This window comes from Thermostichus sp. OS-CIW-32 (assembly GCF_054060415.1).
The window spans coordinates 84,269-102,989 of the sequence record NZ_JBSSDD010000010.1; the positions used below are offsets into that span (position 1 = coordinate 84,269).

The following is an 18,721-nucleotide window of genomic DNA, read 5'->3' on the forward strand; positions in this document are numbered from 1 at the left end:
CTTATCTCCCCCTATCCTGAGTAGCCCAGCGCTCCCGACCGCCGATGCTATGAGCCAAGAGTTTCGCGAGCTGTTGAAAAAAATCGGCAGCGGCACCCACACCCACCAGGATCTCAGCCGGGCAGAGGCCGCCAGCGCTGCTCGAATGCTCCTGCGGGGGGAGGCCACTCCCGCCCAGATCGGGGCTTTTTTAATTGCCCACCGCATCAAGCGCCCCACTGCCGAGGAGCTGGCCGGTATGTTGGATGCCTATGCAGAAGACGGCCCTCTTCTGCCCCAACGGGATTTGCCTCATCCCTTGATCATCTTTGGCCATCCCTACGATGGCCGCTCGCGGACGGCACCGCTGGGGGTGCTGGTGGCTTTGCTGCTGGCGGCGGCAGGGTCAGCCGTTTTGCTGCATGGCTCTGGCTTCTGTCCCACCAAGTATGGGCTGCCCTTGGAAGCGGTGTGGCGGAGCTTGGGGGTGGATTGGCGAGGGCTATCCCTGGAGCGGGTGGGGCAACTGCTGGAACAAACCGGGCTGGGATTTTTGTATTTGCCCACCTGTTTTCCCCAGGCTCAGGCCCTGATGGACTACCGGGATCAAATCGGCAAGCGCCCCCCCTTGGCCACCTTGGAGCTGGTCTGGACGCCCTACCAAGGCCCCTTTCACCTGGTGGCCGGGTACGTGCATCCGCCCACCGAGGCCACGATGCTGGAGCTGTTTGCCCTGCGGGAGATTCGGCAATTTACCACCGTCAAAGGTTTGGAAGGCAGTTGCGACCTGCCGCGGGAACGGGCGGCCATTCTCAACCAGGGCGGGAAACGGCTGCTCTTGAAGGCTCGCGATTGTCACTTGGCAGGCCCGGAGATTCCCCTCTCCGGCGAGAAAGAGCTGCTCCGGCAGATGCAGCAGGTGCTCAGCGGGGATCCCTGTGAACTCACCCCAGCCGTTCTCTGGAATGGGGGCAGCTATCTGTGGCTCCTCGGGCTTGCTCCATCCTTGCCAGAAGGGATCCAACAGGCGGAAGACCTACTTCGCTCCGGACGGGTGATGGAGAAGCTGAAACAACTGATCCAGGTGATCGACCTCTCCTAGGGCTGGGATCCCCTGTTTTGATGGCTGGAGTCAAGCTCTCCAGCCCAGGGAAAAAAGCCCCCCGGCCAGCTCCAGGGGGCAAGAAGGGAAAGGTTGGATCCTTCAGGGCAACAACTCTTCGATGGCCTCTTCTTTGGTGTTGGTGCGGCGGGAGAGGGTGCGGCGGTCGAAGGTCATGTGGATCTCCCGGTTTTGCTCGCCATCGGCAGCCACCGCAAAGATGGGGAAGTCGATGTTGCCGTCTGGGAAAGCCATGTGGAAGCGGAAGGTGCCATCGGGGTTGAGCTGGATCTTGCGCCCGCCAATGGTAACGGTGGCATCCGGCTCTGTGGCCCCATAGACAATCAGCTCGGCATCGGCCACCAACCAGAACTTGCGAGAGCGCTGCGGCAGCACTTCGGAAGCCCCCGAGAACAGGCCCAGGCCGGATCCTGAAGCCATCCAGGGAGCAGCGGGCACCTCCGCCATGGCTATCCCCATCATGCCCACACCCGAGGGGATGATAAACGAGCTGATGGCCTGCTCGGGCACCAATTGGCGGCTGCCCATCTGGTGGCTGCCAAACAGGGATCCCGCCACCCGCATTGACTCAAAGCCGCCCACCATTTCTAGGAAGGGATCGACCGTGGCACCCTGCTGCGGCTCATCGCCCTTGTAGGCCACCACGCCCATGCCGGTGGCGCTGCGCTTGTAGGGCTCGCTGAGCTGGTAAAGGGTGCGGCCCTGCAGAGCCATGTCGAAGGGCACTGTCAGGAAGTGCTCTTCAAACCAGTCGGAGGGAAAGACTGGCGGCACCATCACTGCAGCCGAGCGGGCCAACATCAGCCAGCGGCCATCTGCCGTCCGGTAGCCGATCTCCACAATGTAGGAACGATCGCTCACCGGGATCGGCAAATACCACTCCCGCGCCAACTCGTCACAGGGGTACTCCTGCATGCTGTGGGCCGGCTGGTAGCTGAAATCGATATCCGTCACATCGTAGAGGCGCAGCGCCAATTGCTGACCCCCCTCGCGGCGCTTGCTCTCCTTGGCCTCGTTGGGCACATCCCAATAGGCGTAGGCCCACTGGGGATCCCGCGGCAGCAAAACGATGCGGCTTTCCCCGTAACCGCCCGGCAAATCGCCCAGCCCTTTGTCCACATCGGCCAGATCCGTCTTGCCGGCAACCTCTTGACCCCTAAACTTCGTTTGGGTGACCGATTCTTGCCCCTTGGGCTCCGGCATGGCATCGACAGGGCGGCCAGCTTTGACTTGGGCCTCTCGAATGGCCTCAATCAGCTGGTCTTTGGTCATGCGGCTGTACTTGGGGATCTGATAGCGGGCAGCTTCTTCCCGCAACTGCCGGATGGTCATTTCTTCCAACGGGATCCGCTCTTGTGGCATGGTCGGGGTCTCCTGTCTTCGACAAATCGGGCTTCGTGCAATGCTCCAGCTTTTGTCCTATGGGCCGATCCCAGCTTGTGGTTCTGAGGACAACCTTGAACCTGCTGATGTATCGGCTTGCCTCGGGCTCTCCAGCCGCTGATGACCACAGGTGGGGATCAACGGGGATCATCAAGAATGATGAACCCATGTTTGCGTATTTTTGCCTGTCGGTCAAGACCCTGGGGATCGCTGGGGATCAATCTCTTGTTCTCCGACCCACCTTTAGGGAGAGGCCAGGAGCCCCAGCTGCTCTCAAGCCAAGGGGAAGACTGCGCGGGATCCCCTGCCGAACCGGCCTCGCCTGGGTAGCATGGGGGAAAGGTGAGCTGTTGCGAGATGGGCCGCAGGTTTTGAGGCCAAGAGGTGTGGGCATGAGGTGGTGGAAGTATAGGATTCAAGGCATACGGATCCAAGTGAGCTGGGCAGCGCTGGGGATCCTGCTGGCGGGGCCGGTCTTGCCGGTGGAAGCTGTGGATGCCCAAACGCTGTTTCCTCCCCTTTACCGCTTGCAAGGGGGATCCCCTACCCTGCCCGCTTCTGAAGCAACGCCCTGGCGTCCAGTAACCCAGGATTCTGTTCCGCTCCCACAAACAGATCAAGCCGATCCAAAAGTCCAGCCGGCCCAACCCGGCCATGGAGAAGTGGCAGAAGGCCCGGTTTTCGATCTGGATCTGTTGCGGCAGTTCGGCACCAGCCCTGGCGGCAGTGGCTCTGGATCCCGGCAGGGGGAAGTGATCGGGCCGGGCAGCGGCCAGAGTGGGGTGCGCGGAGCCAGTCCTGGCTCAGGGGTGGGCACAGGCCAAGGGCCAGGGGGCGGAACGGGTCTGGAGGCGGGATCCCAGCGGCGGGAACCGCAAGTGACAGGGTTGATTGTGGATGCGCGGGGCTTAGATTTCTTGCCTAGCCAGTCAATGCGCTTGTTTGATCCCGATGGCAATCAAGTCTATACCCCCGTTACTCTTGGCCAAGACCTCAACGCGGCCTTTGTGGGCAGCGAGGGCACAGCTGCCTATGCCACCTCGGAAGAGCAGGCCCGCTCACTGGTGAACCGCATCGGGGAACGGCCTCACCGCATTCGTGCCATCCGCACCCTGGGCTACGACCTGGTGATTTCCGCCGAAGATGCTTTTAGTCTGCGCCAGATGAATGCGACAGATGGCTTTCTGGATCGCTTTGCTGTGGTGGTCATCTGGGATGGCAGCCAAGCCAGTCTCCCCTGAGGCCCAGGGATCCCAGCATGGCCATCAAAGCACAGGACAGAGGAATGCTAGCCTAGCAAAAGTGCTCTGTCTGCACCACCCGCACCACCTCCAGCGGGGTTGATATCTTCCTGGGGATCCCAGCCCTATGCAACGGTTTGCCAACCAACCTCTGCGGGAACATCCCCACCTGGCGGTGTTTTCCTCCAGCAAGGTGGGCAATTTTGTGGTTACCATCCCGCTGTTGCGGGGCCTCAAGGAAAAATACCCCGGCTGTGTGCTGGATTTTTTTGGCAGCGAGATTACCCGCGACTTTGAGCTCCACTGCCCCTACATCGACTTCAGCTTTCCTCTCTACAGCCGTCGTCCCGATTACCTCGAGGCCCTGACCGCTGCTGTGCGAGAGCGGGTGACCCAGGCCGGCCCCTACGACTTGGCCATCAATTGCGACGAGTTTAGCGAGCTCAACCTGGTGGCGGTAACGGCCCTGCGCCCCCAGTACATTGCCGGGGCCGGCTTGACTCTGGATTTTCGCCGCAAGTTGGACCCCGGCTCCGACCCGGTACAGCGCATGCTCCAAGACGACGACTGGAACAGCCTGGAGTTTTTGCAGCGCTACAAAGGGATCCTCACCAGCAACTACATCGCCGAAATCTTCTGTCGCCTGGCGTACGTGGAGACGGATTTTTTCCGCCTGGAGCTGCCCAGCCGGGATCCCGGTTTTCCGGTGCCAGAGGTCTTGGTGCACATCACCACTACCCGCCGCGCCAAGATGTGGCCTCTGGAGTACTGGCGGCAGGTCATCGAGTGGTGCCAGGGACAGGGCCTGCAGGTGGGGCTAATCGGCAGCGCGCCGGAGCTGCAGCGATCCCTCTACCACGGCGGCAGCGGCGAAGACGAACTGCTGGCCCAAACAGGAATGGTTGACCTGCGGGGCAAAACCAGCCTCATGGAGCTGGCAGGAGCCTTGAAGCGGGCGCGGGTGTGTATCTCCGTGGATGCGGGGCCGATGCACATCGCGGCGGCAGTGGGCTGTCCCACCATTGCCCTGTTTGGCAACGATGCCGATGGGGATGGGGCCAGCCCGGTGCGACTGTGGGCTCCTCGTCTGCCCCACGTCTATCTCACCCAAACCGCCTACAAGTGCCGGGTCTGCGCAGAGAACAAGTTCAAAAACGAAACCTGCCTGGTGGAGGGTCATCCCTGTATGGCCCATCTCAAGCCGGAAACGGTCATCGGCTACTTGAAAGAGATTCTCAAGCAAACCTAGAGGTTCCACGCCCTCACCCCCAGCCCCTCTCCCAAAGAGAGAGGGGAGCTATGGAGCGACGGGGTGAGTTGTTTCATGGCTACTTGAAATGGCCATGTCTTGGGATCCCCATCTTTTTCCCCCTGGGAATCAGGGGGGCCGGTGGGCAGCAAGGAGTGCCCAGGGGCGCAGTTCGGATCCCTGGAAGTCCGTTTAAGCTGAGAGTTCAAGGCTGAAAACTTAGTGCCTAAACCATTTGGGTGTGAGCTGCGACTTTGGAGATGTGGTATCGCCACCAGCTGAGCCGCTTTGCAGAGTGGGGAAAAATAAGGCTCTGGCAAGGAGTTGCCCTGAAGCTGCTGGCCACTGCTTGCTTTGCCTGTTTAGGGGCGATCATCCGGCTCAACACTCCCGCCCTTCACCCCTTTCAGATTGTGTTTTTGCGCAACCTATTCGGGTTTCTCGCCCTGTCGCCGCTGGTGTTGCGGGCTGGGATCCAGTCTCTGCACACCGCCAAGATGGAGTTTTACCTCCTGCGCTCGGCGATCAGCACGGTGGGGATGTTGCTCTCCTTTTGGGCAGCCAGCCTGTTGCCTCTGGCAGAAGCTACGGCGCTGAGCTTTGTTCAACTTTTGTTTGCCGGCACGATGGCGGTATGGGTGTTGGGCGAGCAGATGCGCTCGTCCCGCTGGCTGGGATTGGGCCTGGGGTTTGCCGGGGCTTTGGTGATGTTGAGGCCAGGCTTCCGAGAGTTTTCTCTGGGAACAGGGCTGGCCTTGGGGGCGGCAGCACTCTTTGCCTGGGTGACCATCGTGCTCAAGATCCTCTCCCGCACCGAGTCCAGCCTCACGATTACGGCCTACATGGGCCTGCTGCAGACCCCCCTTTCCTTTCTGGCTGCCGTCTGGGTTTGGACCTGGCCTTCTCCTGAGCAGTGGCTGTGGATGGTGGCCATGGGGCTACTGGGCAGCATTGGCCAGGTGGCCCTCGCCCAGGCCTACAAGCTGGCTGAGGTGACGATGCTGCTGCCTCTGGATTTCTCCCGTCTGCTCTGGGCCAGCCTAATCGGGTTTTGGGTGTTTGCCGAGATCCCGGATGGGTGGACTTGGATGGGCGGAGCCTTGATCTTGGTGGGCGCCACCTCTGGAGCCTACGGCGAAGCCCGCCTGCCCACAATGCCGACCCAGGCCCGTACCGGCGGAGTTTGATAGCAGGCAGATGATCCTCTGCCAGGGGCAATGACCTAGACCCAAGGCAGAACGGGGCTGGAGCTGGTTAAATCGGTGGTGGTAAGGGCCACCAACAGGGCTTCTGGACTGACGGGGAAGGGCAGGTGGTGGATGTCGGATCCTGGCTGGCAGGCCACTTGGGCAGCATGCAGCAGGTCGGCGGATCCCAAGTGACCTAGCTTGAGATCCCGCAAGTTGAGGGGCAGCCCCACCTGGCGGTAGAACTCCAGCAACTGGGTACGTGCTGCCAGCGCCAACTGGCTTCCCTGCAGGATCTCTTCTAGGCGGAGCTGGGCCAAAATGCCGAAAGCCACCTTCTCGCCGTGCAGGGTGGCCCGGTGCCCCGACAAGTGGGTTAGCCCGTTGTGGACAGCGTGGGCGGCCACGGTGCGACACTTAGCCCCACCCATGCCGCCGACGATCCCCGCCAGGCAGATGCAGGCATCCACCACCTGCTTCCAAGCGGTTCCGCCCGGCTCCCGCAGGGCCGCCGCCGATTGCTGGAGGAGCAAATCCCGCAAGACACGGGCTTGCTGCACTGCCCCAATCACCAGGGCATCTTCCGATGCGCCGCTGCTGACGGAAGACTCGTACCACTTAGCCAAGGCATCTCCGATCCCGGCTACCAAGGTGCGAGGGGGAGCCTGACGAATGAGGTCGTAGTCCAAGATCAAGGCGGCTGGGGCCTGATCCAAGGCCACATCCCGCTGAAAAGCGCCGCTGTCGGAGTAGATATTGGATAGGGCGCTCCAGGCGGCACAGGTGGCCGCAGAGGTGGGCACGGTAACCACCGGGATCCCCAATCTGTGGGCCACTAGCTTGGCCGTATCCAGTGCCTTGCCACCCCCCACTCCTAAGATGCCGGTTACCGATTCCGCCGTGGCCAGCGCCTGCAAACGCGCCAGCTCGGACTCGCTGCAGTCTACCCCGTAGGTAGTCCAGTGAACTTGGAGGGCGGGATCCCGCGCGAAATTGCGCTCCAGGGGGGCCTCAACTACAGCCAAGGAGCGTTCCCCCCCGATCACCAGCACGCGGGATCCCAGTACCGCAAGGGGCACAGCTTCCAGAATGCCGCTGCCGCGGTACAGCCGACCCGGGGCCAGAATGGCAAGATCCAATTGGCAAGGAGAGGCGCTCAGCATTGCAAGAATGGGCGAGAAAAAGGACTCCGTCCCGCTATCGCGAATAGCTCAGTGTCCGTGAATACAGATAACGATTCTAGCCGCAAAAAGGGCTGCGCACCGCTGGCGCGAATGCAGATGGCTCACCTAAGGTCTGGCTATAGTTAAGCTGTTCATCCCCTCAACTCTGCAGCCTCTAAGGTCTCTGGCCCCCTGACACGTTCGCAGAAGTGTCGCGTAGCGACAACAGTTCTCAGCAAGGGATCCCACCATGAACCCCACAACTCAACATCAGCTCATGCTTAAAATTGTGGCCGGCTCTGCTTGGGCCGATGGGCATTTGGAACCCCAGGAATTGGCCTACTTGGGATCCCTGCTGCGCCGCTATGGTTTGGAGCACGATACCGAGCTGCGAGAACTGATCCAAGAGCCTATCCCAATGGAGCAAACCGAGCGCTGGATGGCCGATTATCTTGCCCAGGCCAGCGAAACCGAGCGTATGCAACTTTTGGGAGCAATCGGCAACCTGATGATCGCGGACGACACGGTCTCTCCAGAAGAGCACACCCTCTTGGATGACTACTACACCCTCATGGCCGGGATCCCGGCTCGTCCAGAAGCTGCACCCAACCTGGTGAAGGGCGTTGGGCAATTTTTCCGGCGCATGGCTAAGGCTGTGGGGAGCAGGTGACGCGAGAGTGCATCAGTCTGTGCAGTTGCTCCCCAATAATCTGGATGCCGCTGACAATGCGCTCTTCCGGTTGGTAGCTAAAGGCGAGGCGCAGAGCATGGTCTCCTTGGCCGTCGGCAAAGCAGTGGGTGCCCGGTAGGAAGGTGACCCCCAGGGCGCGAGTAGCCTGTAACAAGGTGCTGGCGCTTAGGAAAGGGGGTAGCTCACACCAAACGAAGAATCCACCCCCAGGGGCCTCCACCTTGACTTCGGGCGGAAAATATTGAGCGATGGCCTCCAGCATCACCTGGCACTTTTCTCGGTAGCGACGGGTGAGGAGTTGAATGTGGCTCTGCAGACGGCCCTCCCCGCAATAGCGGGCCACCACCCGGCCCAGAAAGGGCCCCAGGGATCCCTCGCTGCGAAACATCTCCAGGCGGCGGATGATCTCAGGGTGACCACAGGCCCAACCCACCCGTACCCCCGGCACCACAATCTTGGAGAAGGTGCCCACATGAAGAACCCAGCCTTCCCGATCCAGCGCAGCCAAACTGGGCAAGGGATCCCCGGCAAAGCGCAGGTCGTAGTAGGCCTCGTCCTCCACCACCACCACACTGTACTCAGCCGCCAACTGCACCAATTTCTGCCGCCGTGGCCCAGAGAGGGTGCAGCCTTTGGGGTTTTGGAAGGTGGGAATGGTATAGACAAATCGGGGGCGGATCCCTTGGCGAGCCAGATCGCGCAGCACCTCTTCCAGGCGATCCACCACCATGCCTTCCCCATCCACCGGAATCGAGATCAGACGCGCCCCTGCCGCCGCAAAACGGCTGACAGCCCCCATGAAGGTGGGCCCTTCCACAATGACTACATCCCCCGGCTCCACGAAGACCTGAGGCAGTAGGCCGAGGATCTGCCCAGAGCCATAGCCGATCAGTAGGTTTTCCGGCTGGGCCTCTACCCCTCTATCCCGCATCAACTGCAGCACCACGTCGATCAGCCCGGCAAACGTGCCGCCGTAATTGAGGGCATTGTCCCCATCCTCTGCCAACACCTCCGCCGTGGCCCGCGCCAAGTCGGCTTTGGGAAACAGGCGCGGATCCGCCAGCCCAAAGGTAAAACTGGTAACCACCGGCGCTGCACCTGGGATCTCCGCCCCGAAAGGAGAAGGGATCACAGCCTGAGCCCGTTGGGCAAAAAGGGTTTGCAACAAGGGCCGCGAAGTGCTACGCGGTGCCGATGCGGACGAGGTCTGGGTCATGGCAAGCAAGAGAAAGAATACCTTAGGCCAATGCCTGCCACGATAACAAGAAAGAACTGCCCAGGAGTAGGGATCCCAAAACCCGCCGCCAGCTCCGGTAGGGGATCTCAGCCAAGACGCCGCCGGCGCTCAGGCATAGGAAGGGGAGCACCACCAAACCCCAGCGAGCACTTTGCTGTAGGGTGTTCACTTGGGGATCCCAAAACCATGTCGCCAGCGCCCCCACCCAGAGGACATGGCCCAAGCCGGCCAAGCTGAGCAGGGCTTGTTGCCGTTCCGCCCAGGGCCAGCCCAACCGCACCAAGCTCAACCCCAAGGGCAGCATCAAAGTAGCCAAAACGGCCAAGCCACCTTGGGAGCTGAGAGGATGGGGAATCACCTCAGCAGAGGTAGCTGGCCAATCAATCCGTCCCAACCAGGAAAAACCCATCACCAGCAGCAGCAAAAGCAGTCCTGATGCCCCGCACTGCTGACGCGAACGCAACGGTTGCCGTGGCCACTGCTGGCTCGTCCACAGCCCCGCCCAGAGCAGAGCCAAGGGCCAAACCTTATAAGACAGGGCACAAGCTAAGGCCAGACCCCACCAGCGCAAGGTGGATCCCGGCCCAACACCACAACTGCAAAGCAAAACCAGGCTGCCCAAAATCTCGCTGCCTGGCTCCAACCCTTGGGTCAACACCCAGGGGCTGAGTCCCCATAGACCGGCACTCCAGAAGTTGCCCCAGCTCCAGCACAACAGCAGAATGGCCAAGCAGGCCATAGCTGAGAAGATGTGCAGGATCCCTTCAGCCGGGATCCCGGTTCCCTGAGCCAACCAGGGCAGTAGCCTGTCGGCAAAAGCGCTCCGCACCACTGACGCGAACGAGTGGTAGAGAGGCAGTTCCGGTTGGACAAAAGTCAGGGATCCCTCAGAACTGCTCACCGGCAAAACGCGCCACCACTGCAGAGGAGCCGGTTGCCCCCAAGAGCGGAGTCGCTGCCCCAAAAGAAGGCCCATCCCTCCCCATAGCAGCCAGTGGCCCATGAAACCAAAACCAACCAAACGCCGACGGCGATGGTTGTCCCTGTTGGAGGAGCTCAGGCGGGGAAATGAGCCGCGGGGCAGCCGCTTGCCCGGGCGGGGTGTGGCGGGGGGAAACTTCATGGGTAAACCCTAGCCTGTTCGCATGAGCAGTGCAGAACACTATCCCTACACGGGGTGGGCCCTCGACCGGCAGCAGAACATCCAACGCCCTCTACTCTTGGCCGGTTGGGGAGAAAAAGTGCCCCCTCGTTACTTCCAAAAGAGAATCTCCCCGCGTGACATACTCCCGCACTCATGCTGACGCAAAGCGCTCCGCGCCGCTAGAGAGAAGGTCTAGTCAACTCTAGATCGCCCGTCAAGGGGCAACCCGACTGTTGCCAGCGGCGGATGGCCTGGGCAGTGAGTCCATTCGTTACATCGCGAATGGGGATCCCCGATCCGGTTACCTGCAGACGCACCAACCGCCAGGGATCCCCAGGAGCAGCCCGCAGAACATAAGCCTCGTAGGCCAGTTGCAGAGTTTCGCTGCGCCGACCGGCCAAGGAGTTGCCCTCCTTTTGGGGGTGTTGGGGCAAGACCAAGCGGCGCTCCAGCGTGGTGAAATACAGCCGAAAAGCTTCTGGCGAAACAGCAGTTGCGGTGTCCGGCAAAACCGGAGCCAGCTCCTGTTGGCGTAAGCGGGCCAGAGACCTTGGAGAGAGCATTTCAACCTCCGGCTTCCCCACCAGCACAACCTGAAACTCAGAGCGGGAGCGGCTCAAGGCCAGATTGAGAAACAAAGGCAACTGCTCCGTTAGAGCCTCAGCCCAAACCTGAGGAGCAGCCAGGCAAGTTTCCCCTCTTGCCGGAACGAAATGCTCCGCACCCCTAACGCGCCCAGGAGTGCTGACCAGGCCCAAAACCACCGACAAACCGACTCCTAGCCAACATCTCCTGCCGGATCCAGCCGGCCTTTTTTCAGGGATCCACTGCACAAGCCTACGGCGTCGTTGCATTACAGAACTACCCCAATAACATCGGGCATCTCCCCACACCCTCACCCGGCAGCATCCCATGAGGCTTGGAAGCGCCGCAAGGCGGCCACGGGATCGGGAGAAGCGGTGATGGGGCGGCCCACCACCAGATAATCGGCTCCTGCCCGCAGAGCTTCGTCGGGCGTGCAGATGCGCTGTTGATCCTCCTCTCCATCCCCCCCATTGGCTTGGCCCAGACGGATCCCAGGAGTAACCAGCAAAACCTCCGGCCCCAAAGCTTGGCGCAACCGCGAGACCTCCTGAGGAGAGCAAACCAGTCCAGTAAAGCCTTGAGCTTGAGCCAGCCGGGCCAAATGCAACACATAGTCGGCGGGATCCATCTCGATGCCCAGTTCCTGTCGCACCTGCGGGGGGCTGATGCTGGTTAAGAGGGTAACCGCCAATAGTCGACAAGAACTGCCCTGGGCGGCTGCCACGGCTGCCCGCAACATGGCACTGCCACCGGCAGCATGGACGGTGAGCAGATCCACTCCATAGCTGACGGCCACCTCCGTAGCCCTCCCCACGGTGTGGGGAATGTCGTGCAGCTTCAAATCCAGAAAAATGCGCTTGCCCCTTTCCTTGAGGGCCTGCAGAACGGAAAAACCCGCAGCAGTGAACAACTCCAGGCCCACCTTCCACCACAGCACCTGCGGCAAAGAGTCCACCCACTTCAAAGCCTGCTCTTGAGAAGAGGTATCCAGCGCAACAATCAGGCGGTCACCCTTCATCGGGGCTCATTCCGGGGCTCATAGTGGGGACAGCCCTCACAGGGGCCGCAGGGGTTGACGGCACAGCGCAACTCTGGAGAATGGGCATTGTAGCGGCAGGTGGGATCCCCGATGTATTCTGGCGGCGAAGCCACGTAAGTGTAAACAACCACGCCCCCAAATCCTATCGGGCTGACGAAGAAACGACTGGTGGTGAAAGATTCGCCAGAAGGGTTGAGGGTTTCCTCAAAGGGTTCTGGCTCAGGCTCCAGCTCCACTTCCTCCTCCAGATTCCAGAGGGCTTCCCACTGCCTAAGGGTTTCCTGTAAAGGCACAGCCAAGTGCTCTGCCAGCTCCATCAGGGCAGTCTCCAAAGAGGCCAAACTTTCTTCGGCCACTTGGGCAAAGGCTGCAACCCATTCCTCCAAAAGTTTCTCAAAATCCATGCAGCAGCGACCTAGAGGCTCCTTCTTCACCTTACCGCCAGCCTGGGCAACCTTTAACTTCCTCCCCGGCAAACGGCATCCACTAGAGCTTGATTCACCAATGGAAACAGCTCCGCCAGTTCTTCTGTGGATAGGTTTCCGGTACAGACATTGGCGCGAATATGCCACTCTGCCCACATCTGCGCCGAGGGAGCAGCGGGATCCCGACCCTCCTCAGAACCCGAACCGCCCACAGGTACCCGAGGGAGGCTGCGTCCCGACCCAAGGTTCAGTTGCAGTACGCTGTCACGGTTGATGCCGGTTAGAGAGGTTTGAGCATTAACCCCTTCAGGCAAAGCAAGCGCCAGGGACAAAGCCATCCAAGACAATCCACAAAAGGTAACGCTGCGAAACATGGGATCCTCGCCGGCTAGGATTAGTTTATTTTAAGAGCCCTATCTTGAGCGCAATTATAGCCACTGCCTCCGGTTCCTCTGGGCAGAGCCGGGCTAAGTCTTCCTACGACCGCAGGCCGATTCCCGACCACTGCACGCAATGACGGCCCTGCTCATCCTTCAGGGATCCATCGCGGCGGTAGGAAAAGAAATCTTGGGGTTGGCTGAGGGTGCAATGGGGGCTGACGGCAATGTGTTCAGGGGGGATCCCTTTGGCTTGGGCTTGGGCACCGTTGACCCAGCGCAGATCCAGGCGAACCTTGCCGGGCAGAGGATCGGGCAAGAGAGCAGCGCGGGCATCCAGCCCTGGGGGTAGGCTTTGCAGCACCAGCTCCGCCACCGCTTCTGACACCTGATAGACTGACCCCGAAATAGAGGGCCCGATGGCCACGCGGATCCCAGCAGCAGGGATCCCCGCCTGTAAAAACTCCTGCAGCACCTTGGACAAGATCCCCGCAGCAGTGCCTCTCCACCCGGCGTGAATGGCTGCCACCCATTCTCGACTGGCCACCAAAATCGGCACACAGTCAGCGGTGCAGACCCAGGCAGAATCTCCTTGGCGGCGGGCAATGACCGCATCTGCCTGAGAGCGGGTAGGGATCCCTTGACCAACAGAGCAGTCCTGCTCTCGTTTGTGTCCAAAGGTTTCGGTGATCCCATCTGCCCAAACCCAGTTGCAGCCATGCACCTGATGGCCCCACGCGGCCCGTTCAGGGGGCAGTTGCAGCCGAGCGGCCAACTGAGATGGGGGATGGGGATGACCTTGGCGAGAGCCAAAAGCATGAGGCCACTCCGCCAAAAGCTGACACTCCAGCCAGCGCCATCTCTCTGCCTGCTGCCAAACCCACAAGGCGGAGCCACTCATCGGCGGGAGCTACCCGGACCAGCAATCGGCGGGGATCCTTGAGACCGATGTTGGGTGTGGAGATGGCCCACCCGCTCTTCCAAACACATCTTTAGCTCGGCAGGGTTAAACAGCATCGGCAAAAAATGAATGCTTTTGGTTTCTCGGAAAAAGAACAACACCGGCAGCGGCGGCCAGAAAATTTGCCAATCCTGCCACTCGCTGTAGGGAAACTCGCGGATGCGCCTGGAGCCGCTGTAGACCTGCAGCGCCGTCCTGGTAAAGGCCAGCCCGATCAGAGAGGTCTGCACCATCAAAAACAGGCCGAACAGACCCACCCCCAGCCCCGCCCAAAGCGAAAGCCAGAACAACGGTACCGCCAAAGCCAACACCGACAGGCTGAGGCGAAAATCCGGAGTCAATAGATGGGCAGAATTGGGTCTAATCATGCCCCATTTCTCCTCTCGGGGATCCCAGACCCATTCTAGGCCGCCTCGGCAACTCTTCAGAAGTCAGAGGATCTGTAGGACATAGAGGAGAGAGCCTCTTCTCGAAATCAGGGAACGAGGGGCAAACCGAACCCGTTTTTTGAGTTATCCCGAAAAATACTTGGGATCCTGGGGAAATTGGGGTTTGCCATTGAGCTTCTTCCCACAGCTGGCCGATACAACCGCGCAGGCGGGATGGAATCCTCGCGTAGCTCTCAACTGAGGGCCTCACCGCGTGCGATGGTATACGATAAACTCCAGAGTTCCGCAAGTTTACAGATCAGAACCGGCGAGACATCCCTCGCTCACCCAAACACGGCCTGGGGAAAACCGACATAATACGGATATAACGAGTGCTTACTGCTAACCCGCACAATTCGTTGGGCCTCTCCATGCCTCTCGACCCTCTCTCTCAGTTGCCAGAGGAGCCAACCACTCAGATCCCCTTGGAGTTTTACGAGCGCAGACCCCAGCCTGAGGCAACTGCGGCCTTTCTAACGGTGCTCAGCGGCGCCAATGTGGGCATGACGTTTCCCTTGGCGAGGGGTGGAGTTTTGGGGCGCAGCCACCGCGCGGACATCCAGCTCTTGGATCACGCCGTCTCCCGGCAGCACTGTCGGCTGGAGAGAGAAGATGAAGGTTATGTCCTCACCGACCTGGAGAGCCTCAACGGCACATATGTTAACGGCGAGCGCGTCAGCCGCGTTCTCCTGAAGGATGGAGATTACATTCAAGTGGGGGCCAGCACCCTCAAGTTTGCCTACTACAACGCGGCAGAAGAAGCCTTCTTTTTGCAAATGGCCACTGCCGCCCTCTATGACCCGCTAACCGGTCTGTATAACCGACGTTTTTTCCTGAAGCAACTGGAGCTGGAGATCCCCTTTGCCCTTCGCCATCGCATTCCCCTCCACGTGCTCTATCTGGATTTGGATGGGTTTAAGCAAATCAACGACCGCTGGGGGCACTGGGCTGGGGATCAAACCTTAATCCAGGTGGCGCGGCGATTGCAAGCTCACGTTCGCCAAGACGATCTGGTGGCCCGCTTGGGGGGCGATGAGTTTGCCCTGCTGGTGCGCGGGATCCCGAACTCGCAGATCCTAGGGCTGGCAGAACGCTTGCGGCAGGCTGTCCAGACCCTGTTGGTGCAGGCGGGGACGGAGACCATCTCCCTAAGCTGCAGTGTGGGCATCGCCTCTCTGCTGGAGCTGGGAGAGGGAACTGACCCACAAAGTCTGCTGGCTGCTGCCGACAAGGCCCTCTACCAAGCCAAAGCTGAGGGGGGTAACCGAGAGACTTTGCTGTAGTTCAGGGCCAACTGCTGGAGTTTAGGATCCCTCCACCAAACTGGCGTAGGCTTCGGCGCTCATGGTGTCCTCGAGATCTTCGGGGTTGGCAATGCGCACCTTGATCAGCCAGCCATCGCCATAGGGATCGTCGGCAAGGCTTTCGGGGCTCTCCACCACCGCTGTATTCACGGCCACCACCTCTCCAGAAAGAGGGGCATAGAGATCTTCGACGGCTTTGACCGATTCCACCGAGCCAAAGCTTTCCCCTTTTTCAATCTCTGTCCCTTCTTCGGGCAAGCCCACGAAAACGATATCCCCCAGTTGATCGACGGCATAAGCCGTGATCCCAATCACCGCAATATCATCCTCAACATGGATGTACTCGTGGGTGTCCACGTAGCGCAGATGGGATGGATACTCCAGGGCCATGCCGGTTCTCCCGTAGAATTCAGTGGATTATTCTAGGGTCAACCCTTGAAGATGGTAAAGAGCGGATCCCAAGCCCGGCCCGCTAGAGAAACTCCATCAGCAGCCGATTGACCGTTTGCGGAGCTTCCTGCTGCGCCCAATGGCCGCATTCGGGGATGTACTCCTTGCGCAGGCCGTTGGGGAAAAAGGGATCCATCCCCTCAGTTAGCTCGCGGCTGAGGGCAAAGTCTTCTTCTCCCCAAATCAGCAGGGTAGGGGCGAGGATTTGCCGCATGGGCTGCAAAAACAGGTTCTGCAAGGTGGGCAGGTTAAAAAGCTGGCGGTAGTAGTTGAGGGCAGAGGTGAGAACCTTGGGTTTGGAGAGGGCCTCTTGGTAGAGCTTGAGGTCGTGGCGGGTGAAGGCGCTTTTGCGCACCGAAGTTTCCTGGAAAATGCGGCGCACCCAATCTCCCAAATCCCATTGCAGCACCCACTCTGGCAGCCAAGGCAATTGAAAAAAGAACAGGTACCAACTGCGGCGCAGTTGATCCAAGTTGCTCAAGAATTCCCGGCGAAAGCAGGCCGGATGGGGAGAATTGAGGACGGCCAGCTTGCGAATCTCCTCAGGAAAAAATTGCGCCCAGTGCCAGGCAATGGCTCCCCCCCAATCGTGGGCTACGACCACCGCCCTCTGAGCCCCAAAGTGGCTCAGCAAGCCGCGAATATCCTCAGTAAGGGTATCCAAGTCGTAGCCGTGATCCGGTTTGTCGGAATCGTTGTAGCCGCGCATGTCGGGTGCCACCACGCGAAACCGCTGCGCCAACACCGGAATCTGATGCCGCCAGGAGTACCAAAACTCCGGGAAACCGTGCAACAAGATCGCCAGCTCCCCTTCCCCTTGGGTGACGTAGTGCAGTTGAATGCCATTGGTAAGGGCATACCCGTGCTGCCAGGTTCCCATTTTGGCAGCTACCTCAGGAGGAAGGCGGGGGATCCCTGCTTCTGCCATGTCGTCTGCTCTCGAGCTAACCCATGATTTGGTATCCACCCATACTAACCTTTGTCGCCGGTCTTCCCTTTGCCGGCGCAGGCTTTTTGAGAGGCATCCTACGAAGAAAGCTTAAGAGAAAGTCTGCGGGTGAACAGATTAGATGAACACTAGCGCAGAAGGCCAAAGCCCAACATCCCCGCAAAGCGTTGCCATTTTGGGAGCCGGGGCTTGGGGAAGTACCCTGGCGATGCTGGCTCAGGGGCAAGGGCACCGGGTGCGGGTTTGGAATCGCCGCAAGGGCCTGGATTTGGCAGAAGTGCTCCAGGGATCCCAAATCCTCATCTCAGCCGTCTCTATGGCGGGGGTGCGCCCTGTGGTGGAAGCGGTGCGCCAAGTGGGGATCCCGCCGCAGGCAATTTTGGTCTCGGCCACCAAAGGGTTGGATCCACTGCAGCTTCTGACCCCTACCCAAATTTGGGGGGCCACCTTCCCGGAGCAGCCCCTGGTGGTGCTTTCGGGGCCTAATCTTTCGGCGGAGATCCGCCAAGGCTTGCCGGCAGCGGCAGTGGTGGCCAGCCGGGATCCCTGGGCCGCTGTGCAGGTGCAGTATGCCCTTTCCTCGGAGCGGTTCCGCCTCTATACCAGCAGCGATCCGCTGGGAGTGGAGCTAGGCGGCACCCTGAAAAATGTTATCGCCATCGCTGTTGGCGTGTGTGATGGCTTGCAACTGGGGGCCAATGCTCGTGCGGCTCTGGTTACCCGCGGCCTGGCAGAGATGATCCGGGTGGGATCTAAGCTGGGGGCACGGGCAGAAACCTTCAATGGCCTGTCGGGGTTGGGGGATCTGCTGGCCACCTGCCACAGCCGCTTGAGCCGCAACTACCGAGTGGGCTACGGGCTAGGCCAGGGCCAACCCTTGTCGCAGATTTTGGCGGAGATCGAGGGCACCGCCGAAGGGGTTTACACCGCTCCCGTCGTGGTCGAGATCGCTGCCCAGCACGGCATTCAGGTGCCCATCACCCAGGAAGTGCATCTGTTGTTGCAAGGGCAGACCACCCCCACCGCCGCCCTCACCCGCCTGATGGAACGTCAACTGACTTCGGAATAGGCTGCCTTCACTTCTCCCAAAGGAGGAGGGGGGTTTCTGGCATAACCGCAAATCTGCGGATGAGGAAAGTTGTTCCGCACTCTATCAGGATTTTTGCAGAGCAGGGAGATCCCAGAATGAGCGATTTGGCGGAGTTTTTTTTTCCAGAGTTTCCCTATGCTGCAGCTGTAGTTCTTCGACTTGTTCTTGCATCAACTCGGATCTCTCTGGCTCCGGGAAGGCGGACAGTAGGCCCGACAGGTTGGGCCAGGTCTTTGTTTAATTTTTTACAAAGTTATGTCCAAACGCATCCTGGTGATTGAAGACGAACCCTCTATTCGCACCTATCTGCAGAAGGTGTTGCAACGAGCGGGGTACGACACGGTGGCGGCCACCGATGGAGAAGAGGGCTTGCAGATGGTGCGCACCCTGATGCCCGACTTGGTGTTGTGCGATGTGGTGATGCCCAAGCTGAACGGCTATGGGGTGCTGGATGCCCTGAGATGGGATCAGTCTACAGCTCACATCCCCTTCGTCTTTCTCTCCTCGAAAATCTCTCCCGAAGAGATTGAACAGGGGCTATGTTTTGGCTCCGATGCCTATCTGACGAAGCCCGTTGACCAGAAACGCCTGCTGAAAGCCGTTGCTGCCCAATTGTCTTGAGTTGACCAAAAGGCGCGGCAAGCCCCGTCCTTCAGGGCAGGGAAGGATAGCGCCGACCGTAGCCGACGCCCTTTAAAAACGCAGTGCCGGCCATG

The 18,721-nt window shown here is 60.1% G+C and carries 20 protein-coding genes; 8 read left to right on the plus strand and 12 right to left on the minus strand.

Annotated features, from left to right (window positions below; all coding sequences use genetic code 11):
- Positions 1-49: 49 nt before the first annotated feature.
- Entirely contained in the window at positions 50-1,081 is a 1,032-nt protein-coding gene (locus tag ACVWY8_RS11200; RefSeq protein WP_457394859.1) for an anthranilate phosphoribosyltransferase family protein, read from the plus strand.
- 102 nt (positions 1,082-1,183) lie between these two features.
- Here the strand turns inward: ACVWY8_RS11200 and ACVWY8_RS11205 are convergent, their stop codons facing one another.
- Positions 1,184-2,464, minus strand: a complete 1,281-nt coding sequence (locus tag ACVWY8_RS11205) for a DUF4912 domain-containing protein (RefSeq protein WP_457394862.1) — start codon at positions 2,462-2,464, stop codon at positions 1,184-1,186.
- A 455-nt stretch (positions 2,465-2,919) separates the two neighbouring features.
- On the opposite strand from ACVWY8_RS11205, the gene ACVWY8_RS11210 reads away from it, so the two are divergent.
- The 3 genes from ACVWY8_RS11210 to ACVWY8_RS11220 all read left to right on the plus strand — a co-directional run bounded on the left by ACVWY8_RS11210 (position 2,920) and on the right by ACVWY8_RS11220 (position 6,162).
- Positions 2,920-3,726, plus strand: coding sequence for a hypothetical protein (locus ACVWY8_RS11210; protein WP_148202674.1), 807 nt, complete (start codon positions 2,920-2,922; stop codon positions 3,724-3,726).
- 127 nt (positions 3,727-3,853) lie between these two features.
- Positions 3,854-4,975: a glycosyltransferase family 9 protein gene (locus tag ACVWY8_RS11215; protein WP_414426280.1), complete on the plus strand. Its 1,122-nt coding sequence runs from the start codon at positions 3,854-3,856 to the stop codon at positions 4,973-4,975.
- A gap of 260 nt (positions 4,976-5,235) precedes the next feature.
- A complete protein-coding gene (locus ACVWY8_RS11220; RefSeq protein ID WP_414419404.1) occupies positions 5,236-6,162 on the plus strand; it encodes a DMT family transporter in 927 nt (308 codons plus the stop codon).
- Between the two features lie 35 nt (positions 6,163-6,197).
- Here ACVWY8_RS11220 and ACVWY8_RS11225 read toward each other — a convergent pair whose 3' ends face one another.
- On the minus strand, positions 6,198-7,325 hold the full coding sequence (locus tag ACVWY8_RS11225) for an iron-containing alcohol dehydrogenase family protein (RefSeq protein ID WP_457394867.1): 1,128 nt from the start codon (positions 7,323-7,325) through the stop codon (positions 6,198-6,200).
- 250 nt (positions 7,326-7,575) lie between these two features.
- Here ACVWY8_RS11225 and ACVWY8_RS11230 point away from each other — a divergent pair, with 250 nt between their 5' ends.
- Positions 7,576-7,995, plus strand: a complete 420-nt coding sequence (locus ACVWY8_RS11230) for a tellurite resistance TerB family protein (RefSeq protein WP_414351616.1) — start codon at positions 7,576-7,578, stop codon at positions 7,993-7,995.
- On the opposite strand, the gene ACVWY8_RS11235 is transcribed toward ACVWY8_RS11230, so the two are convergent.
- From ACVWY8_RS11235 to ACVWY8_RS11270, 8 genes are all read right to left on the minus strand, one after another.
- A complete protein-coding gene (locus ACVWY8_RS11235; protein WP_457394869.1) occupies positions 7,973-9,232 on the minus strand; it encodes an aminotransferase-like domain-containing protein in 1,260 nt (419 codons plus the stop codon). The two genes, ACVWY8_RS11230 and ACVWY8_RS11235, sit on opposite strands and share 23 nt — an antisense overlap.
- A 22-nt stretch (positions 9,233-9,254) precedes the next feature.
- Positions 9,255-10,376, minus strand: coding sequence for a hypothetical protein (locus tag ACVWY8_RS11240; RefSeq protein WP_457394872.1), 1,122 nt, complete (start codon positions 10,374-10,376; stop codon positions 9,255-9,257).
- A gap of 200 nt (positions 10,377-10,576) precedes the next feature.
- A complete protein-coding gene (locus ACVWY8_RS11245) occupies positions 10,577-11,161 on the minus strand; it encodes a hypothetical protein (RefSeq protein ID WP_414329542.1) in 585 nt (194 codons plus the stop codon).
- Positions 11,162-11,292: 131 nt separating this feature from the next.
- Positions 11,293-12,000, minus strand: coding sequence for an orotidine-5'-phosphate decarboxylase (gene pyrF / locus ACVWY8_RS11250; protein WP_457394874.1), 708 nt, complete (start codon positions 11,998-12,000; stop codon positions 11,293-11,295).
- Positions 11,997-12,425: a DUF6464 family protein gene (locus tag ACVWY8_RS11255; protein ID WP_369791761.1), complete on the minus strand. Its 429-nt coding sequence runs from the start codon at positions 12,423-12,425 to the stop codon at positions 11,997-11,999. Before ACVWY8_RS11255 ends, pyrF begins: the two co-directional genes overlap by 4 nt.
- Before the next feature lie 53 nt (positions 12,426-12,478).
- Positions 12,479-12,820, minus strand: coding sequence for a hypothetical protein (locus ACVWY8_RS11260; protein WP_414374986.1), 342 nt, complete (start codon positions 12,818-12,820; stop codon positions 12,479-12,481).
- A 103-nt stretch (positions 12,821-12,923) separates the two neighbouring features.
- Positions 12,924-13,724 (minus strand): peptidoglycan editing factor PgeF, encoded by an 801-nt coding sequence (gene pgeF, locus ACVWY8_RS11265; RefSeq protein ID WP_457394877.1) that lies wholly within the window; start codon positions 13,722-13,724, stop codon positions 12,924-12,926.
- The gene (locus ACVWY8_RS11270) at positions 13,721-14,152 is read right to left on the minus strand and encodes a DUF3119 family protein (protein WP_457394879.1); all 432 of its coding nucleotides are present in this window, start codon (positions 14,150-14,152) and stop codon (positions 13,721-13,723) included. The genes pgeF and ACVWY8_RS11270 overlap by 4 nt, the downstream gene beginning before the upstream one ends.
- Positions 14,153-14,583: 431 nt before the next feature.
- On the opposite strand from ACVWY8_RS11270, the gene ACVWY8_RS11275 reads away from it, so the two are divergent.
- Positions 14,584-15,495 carry a diguanylate cyclase gene (locus ACVWY8_RS11275; RefSeq protein WP_457394881.1) on the plus strand — a complete coding sequence of 304 codons (912 nt, stop codon included), beginning with the start codon at positions 14,584-14,586 and terminating at the stop codon, positions 15,493-15,495.
- Between the two features lie 21 nt (positions 15,496-15,516).
- Here ACVWY8_RS11275 and gcvH read toward each other — a convergent pair whose 3' ends face one another.
- Together gcvH and ACVWY8_RS11285 are read right to left on the minus strand one after the other, a co-directional pair.
- Positions 15,517-15,906, minus strand: a complete 390-nt coding sequence (gcvH, locus tag ACVWY8_RS11280; RefSeq protein WP_011432013.1) for a glycine cleavage system protein GcvH — start codon at positions 15,904-15,906, stop codon at positions 15,517-15,519.
- A gap of 82 nt (positions 15,907-15,988) precedes the next feature.
- Positions 15,989-16,894: an alpha/beta fold hydrolase gene (locus ACVWY8_RS11285; protein WP_414331097.1), complete on the minus strand. Its 906-nt coding sequence runs from the start codon at positions 16,892-16,894 to the stop codon at positions 15,989-15,991.
- 142 nt (positions 16,895-17,036) lie between these two features.
- Between ACVWY8_RS11285 and ACVWY8_RS11290 the strand changes: the two genes are divergently transcribed.
- Together ACVWY8_RS11290 and ACVWY8_RS11295 are read left to right on the plus strand one after the other, a co-directional pair.
- Positions 17,037-17,984, plus strand: a complete 948-nt coding sequence (locus ACVWY8_RS11290; RefSeq protein ID WP_011432015.1) for an NAD(P)H-dependent glycerol-3-phosphate dehydrogenase — start codon at positions 17,037-17,039, stop codon at positions 17,982-17,984.
- Between the two features lie 276 nt (positions 17,985-18,260).
- Positions 18,261-18,626, plus strand: a complete 366-nt coding sequence (locus ACVWY8_RS11295) for a response regulator (protein ID WP_011432017.1) — start codon at positions 18,261-18,263, stop codon at positions 18,624-18,626.
- Positions 18,627-18,721 lie beyond the last annotated feature (95 nt).